The organism is Mycobacteriales bacterium, from assembly GCA_035690485.1.
Classification (GTDB): Bacteria; Actinomycetota; Actinomycetes; order JAFAQI01; family DASSKL01; genus DASSKL01.
Genome location: DASSKL010000028.1, coordinates 1 through 5,048, shown reverse-complemented (window position 1 = coordinate 5,048; position 5,048 = coordinate 1). Strand labels below are relative to the sequence as shown.

Annotated in this window: 6 protein-coding genes; 1 reads left to right on the top strand and 5 read right to left on the bottom strand. The window is 71.2% G+C overall.

What is annotated here, in order from left to right; all coding sequences use genetic code 11:
• The 4 genes from VFJ21_04225 to VFJ21_04210 form a co-directional block, all read right to left on the bottom strand.
• On the bottom strand, positions 1 to 329 hold a 329-nt coding region (locus VFJ21_04225), incomplete at its 3' end, for an amidase family protein (GenBank protein HET7406328.1).
• A 10-nt stretch (positions 330 to 339) separates the two neighbouring features.
• Entirely contained in the window at positions 340 to 2,154 is a 1,815-nt protein-coding gene (locus VFJ21_04220; protein HET7406327.1) for a glycoside hydrolase family 15 protein, read from the bottom strand.
• Positions 2,155 to 2,177: 23 nt separating this feature from the next.
• On the bottom strand, positions 2,178 to 2,717 hold the full coding sequence (locus tag VFJ21_04215; protein ID HET7406326.1) for an HNH endonuclease: 540 nt from the start codon (positions 2,715 to 2,717) through the stop codon (positions 2,178 to 2,180).
• A gap of 161 nt (positions 2,718 to 2,878) precedes the next feature.
• Positions 2,879 to 3,304 (bottom strand): OsmC family protein, encoded by a 426-nt coding sequence (locus VFJ21_04210; GenBank protein HET7406325.1) that lies wholly within the window; start codon positions 3,302 to 3,304, stop codon positions 2,879 to 2,881.
• Positions 3,305 to 3,380: 76 nt separating this feature from the next.
• Between VFJ21_04210 and VFJ21_04205 the strand changes: the two genes are divergently transcribed.
• Positions 3,381 to 3,815 carry a globin gene (locus tag VFJ21_04205; GenBank protein HET7406324.1) on the top strand — a complete coding sequence of 145 codons (435 nt, stop codon included), beginning with the start codon at positions 3,381 to 3,383 and terminating at the stop codon, positions 3,813 to 3,815.
• Position 3,816: 1 nt separating this feature from the next.
• Here the strand turns inward: VFJ21_04205 and ettA are convergent.
• On the bottom strand, positions 3,817 to 5,048 hold a 1,232-nt coding region (gene ettA, locus VFJ21_04200; GenBank protein ID HET7406323.1), incomplete at its 5' end, for an energy-dependent translational throttle protein EttA.

Here is a 5,048-nt window from a genome sequence, read left to right as displayed (position 1 = left end):
GTGACGACGTGGTCGTCGATGTCGGCCACGGCGTCGGTGAAGGCGGCGCTGCCGAACGTCGTGCGCACACCCGCGGTGCGGGTCAGGTCCTTGATCGCGACGGGTACGCCGTGCAGCGGCGACAGGTCATCGGCAGTGCCGGGGGCTGCTTCCGCCGCCCGCGCCTGGGCGCGGGCCACGTCGGGAGTGACCGTGACGAACGCGCCGACCTCGGCGGAGCGCTGCTCGATCCGGGCAAGGTAGTGCTCCACCAACTCGACCGGGGAGACCTCGCGGCGGCGTACCAGCGCCGCCTGCTCCACCGCGCCCAGCTCGTGCAGATCCGCCACCCGGCAGACGCTAGTGGCCGGCGACGGCGTCGGTGTAGGCCGCGGCCGCCGTGACGAGTGCCAGATGGGTGAGGCCCTGGGGGAAGTTGCCCAGCATCTGCAAGGTGTCGGGATCCATCTCCTCGGAGTAGAGCCCGACGTCGTTGCCCAGCGCCACCAGCTCGTCCATCAGCGCACGCGCCTCCTCGAGCCGTCCGGCCAGCGTGAGGGCGTGCACCAGCCAGAACGAGCAGGCCAGGAAGGCGCCTTCCTTCTGCCGCATGCCGCTGTAGCGGTAGAGCAGCGGGCCGGCCGACAGCTCGCTGCGAATCGCGTCGATCGTGCTGTTGAACCGCTCCCCCTTCGGGTCGGCGAAGCCGGTGCGTCCGCCCAGCAGCACGCTGGCGTCGAGGTCGTCGGTGCCGGCGTGGAAGGTGTAGCTACGCTTGGCCTCCGACCAGCAGTGTTGCTCCACCCAGCCCTTGATGTCCTGCCGCTCGATGCGCCAGCGGTGCAGGTGCTGGGGAGAGACCTGGCCGCACTCGGCCAGCCGCACCATCCGGTCAAGGGCGACCCAGCAGGCCATCTTCGAGATCGTGTAGTCCTCGTGGTCGCCGAGCTCCCAGATGCCGGAGTCCTTGTGCCGCCACACGTCGCAGACCTGGTCAGCGACGCGGAACAGGGTGTCGGCCGTCCCCTCGTCGATGCGGTTGCCGTGCTGCACGTAGAGCCAGACCGACTCCAGCAGGTCACCGAAGTTCCCGAACTGCTGCTGGCGAGCGGCGCCGTTGCCGCTGCGAACCGGCCGCGAGTGCCGGTAACCCGGCAGGTCGAGCTCCGACTCGCCCTCCACCAACCGGCCGTCGAGGCCGTAGAAGACGTGCAGGTCGGGCGCCGTCCGCGAGATGGTGGACAGCAGCCACGACAGCGTCTTGTGCACCTCCTCGTGCAGCTGCAGCTGCATGAGCGCGTCGATGGTGAACGACGAGTCGCGGATCCACGAGTAGCGGTAGTCCCAGTTGCGCTCGCCCCCGATCGCCTCGGGCAGCGACGTGGTGGGGGCGGCCGCGATCGCGCCGGTGGGCGAGAAGATCAGCGTCTTGAGCACGAGTGCGCTGCGCACGACGGCGTCGCGCCACGGCCCGTCGTAGTCGATCTCGCGCGACCAGCGCCGCCAGGAGTCGACGGTCGCGTCAACCCGGCGCTCGACCTCGTCGCGGCTCGGCAACCGCAGCGGCTCCTGGTCGACCGACGAGATCGCCAGCAGCCCTCGGTCGCCGGCCTCCATGGCGGCGACACCGGTGACACGGTGCTCCTGGACCTGGGGCTCGCCGATGTCGAACGCCCGCACGGCGATCTGCTGGTCGCCGATGGTGATGATGGGTACGCCGTCGAGCTGCTGCGCCCAGGGCCGGGCCTGGCGGAACCGCGTGCCGGGCTGCACCTGCCACTGCATCGTGACCGAGCCGTCGACGCACTCGACCCGGCGGACCAGCTCGGCCCAGGGCAGCGGGCCGGCCATGCCGACGGTGAGCGCATCGGTCACGCGGACCGTGCCCTGCGGCGTACGGAACGTCGTCTCGAGCACGTTGGTCTCGTCGACGTAGCGGCGGCTGACGTCGTAGGGGCCGTCGGGGGCGAGCCGAAAGCGGCCACCGTGCTCGGGGTCGAGCAGCGCGGCGAAGGCCGGGGGCGCGTCGAGGGTCGGCAGGGCGTACCAGTCGATGCAGCCGTCGGTCGCGACCAGCGCGACCGTGCGGCCGTCGCCGAGCGCCGCATAGGAGCCTATGGGCGCATAGCCATCCGTGCGGATGGTGATCACCTCCTCGCCCAGCCGAGTGCCCACGCCCCAGGCCGGCGAAACGGTGATCAGCCGGCCGGGACGGAACCTTCCGGCAGGCGCCCGGCCGGGATCGTGAGCGGTGTCAGGAACGGTTCCCACGACGGGTTGCGCCGGCCGACGCCCAGGAGCAGCGCGATCGTGGCGGGCGGCGTGGCCGGGGTGAAGGACAGGGTCCAGCCGAGCTCGGCGAGCAGCCGGTCGGCCTTGCGGTGGTTGCAGCGGGCGCACGCGGCGACGACGTTGGTCCACACGTGCTCGCCTCCGCGGGAGCGCGGGATCACGTGGTCGACGGACTCGGCCCGCCCGGCGCAGTAGGCGCAGCGGTGCCCGTCACGCTCGAGCACGGCGCGCCGCGTCAGCGGGGCCGACCGCCGGTAGGGCACCCGGACGTAGCGGCTGAGCCGGACGACGCTCGGCACCCGCATGCTCCGCCGCTCCGACCGGAGCAGACCTTCGGCCTCCGCGACCACGGTCGCCTTCTCGGCGAGGACCAGCACCACCGCCCGGCGCATCGGCACCACGCACAGCGGTTCGTACGTGGCATTGAGCACCAGGGCGACGGCCATCAGCGACCGCGCCCCGGCCGCGCTTGCGGTGGTTCGGCACCACGCTCCACCCCTCTAGTGAATCCGATAACCGCGAAGCGCGCACGGAGGGTGCCCTCACCGGCACGAGATGTCAGGCCGGCGCCCCTGCTCGACCGCCGCAAGTCCGGGTGTCGGTTCGCTCAGGCGAGTGACGCGTCGAGCGTGATCGGGGTGCCCTTCAGGGCCTGGCTCACCGGGCAGTTGTCCTTCGCGTCCGCTGCGGCGGCTTGGAACGCCTGCGCGTCGATGCCTGGCACCCGGCCGCGAACGCTGAGCTTGATGCCGGTGATGCCCTTGCCCGGCTGGAAGTCGACGTCGGCCCGGGTGTCGAGCGCCTCCGGCGCGTTGCCCTGCTTGCCGAGCACGTTGGACAGCGCCATCGCGAAGCACGACGCGTGCGCGGCCGCGATCAGCTCCTCCGGGCTCGTGCGCCCGTCCGGCGACTCGGCCCGCGACGGCCAGCTCACGTCGAACGAGCCGACTCCCGACGAGTCGAGCGACACGTTGCCCTTGCCGTCCTGCAGCCCGCCCTCCCAGTGGGCGTTGGCGGTGCGGGTCGTGGCCATCTGTGCCTCCTCGGTCGGGTTCGGGCTCTCGCACCACAGATACACCTGGGCACCACGCCGGGAAACAATGGGCACCATGACCGACGCCGCGCGACCCGAGCCCGCCTCGAGCCGGCCGCCCGAGACGTCGTTCTACGACGCCGTCGGGGGCCACGAGACGTTCCGCCGGCTGGTCGCCCGCTTCTACATCGGAGTCGCGGGCGACCCGGAGTTGCGGGCGCTCTACCCGGAGGCCGACCTCACCGGTGCGGAGGAGCGGCTGCGGATGTTCCTCGAGCAGTACTGGGGCGGCCCGCGAACCTACAGCGAGCGGCGCGGGCATCCGCGGCTGCGCCAGCGACACGTGCCGTTCGCGGTGACCGAGCAGGCGCGGGACGCGTGGTTGCGGCACATGCGCGACGCCCTGGACGAGCTGTCACTCGAGCCCGAGACGGACGCACTCTTCTGGGACTACCTGGTCGCGGCGGCCAACTCGCTGGTCAACACCCCTCCGCCCGGGCGGCTCATGTAGCTCAGTCGCGCACGAGCTTGCGGTAGGTGACGCGGTGGGGACGGGCCGCCTCGGGCCCGAGCCGCTCGAGCTTGTTGCTCTCGTAGTCGGAGAAGCCGCCCTCGAACCAGAACCAGGAGCCCGGGTCCTCGTCACTGCCCTCCCACGCGAGGATGTGCGTGGCCACCTTGTCGAGGAACCACCGGTCGTGGCTGATGACGACCGCGCAACCCGGGAACTCCTCGAGCGCATCCTCGAGTGAGCGCAGCGTTTCCACGTCGAGGTCGTTGGTGGGCTCGTCGAGCAGTAGCACGTTGCCGCCCATCTTCAACGTGAGCGCGAGGTTGAGCCGGTTGCGCTCCCCGCCGGAGAGCACGCCGACCGGCTTCTGCTGGTCGGGTCCCTTGAATCCGAAGGAGGCGACGTAAGCGCGGCTGTTCATCTCGCGCTTGCCCACGTTCATGTAGTCGAGCCCGTCGGAGACCGCCTGCCAGACCGTCTTCTGCGCGTCGAGGCCGGACCGGGCCTGGTCGACGTAGGACAGCTGCACCGTGTCGCCGACGCGCAGGTTGCCGCCGTCGGGCTGCTCCTGACCGACGATCATCTTGAACAGCGTGGTCTTGCCGACGCCGTTGGGGCCGATGACGCCGATGATGCCGCCGGGGGGCAGCGAGAACGACAGGTCGTCGATGAGCACCCGATCGCCGAACCCCTTGCGCAGGTGGTCGGCCTCGATGACGAGCGAGCCGAGCCGGGGACCCGGCGGGATCTGGATCGCCTCGCTGTCGACCGGCCGCGACTGGTCGGCCTCGGCGACCAGCTCCTCGAACCGTGCGAGCCGCGCCTTGCTCTTGGCCTGCCGGGCCTTCGGTGCGGAGCGGACCCACTCGAGCTCGCGCTCGATCTCGCGCTTGCGCTTGGCGTCTTTCTGCCCCTCGACCTTCATGCGCTGCGCCTTGGACTCGAGGTAGGTCGAGTAGTTGCCCTCGTAGGGGTAGGCGCGGCCCCGGTCGAGCTCGAGGATCCACTCGGCGACGTTGTCGAGGAAGTAGCGGTCGTGGGTGACGGCGAGCACGGTGCCGGGGTACTGCGCGAGATGCTGCTCCAACCACTGGACGCTCTCCGCGTCGAGGTGGTTGGTCGGCTCGTCGAGCAGCAGCAGGTCGGGCTGCAGCAGGAGCAGCCGGCACAGCGCGACCCGGCGGCGCTCGCCGCCGGACAGGACGGTCACATCGGCGTCCGGCGCCGGCAGCC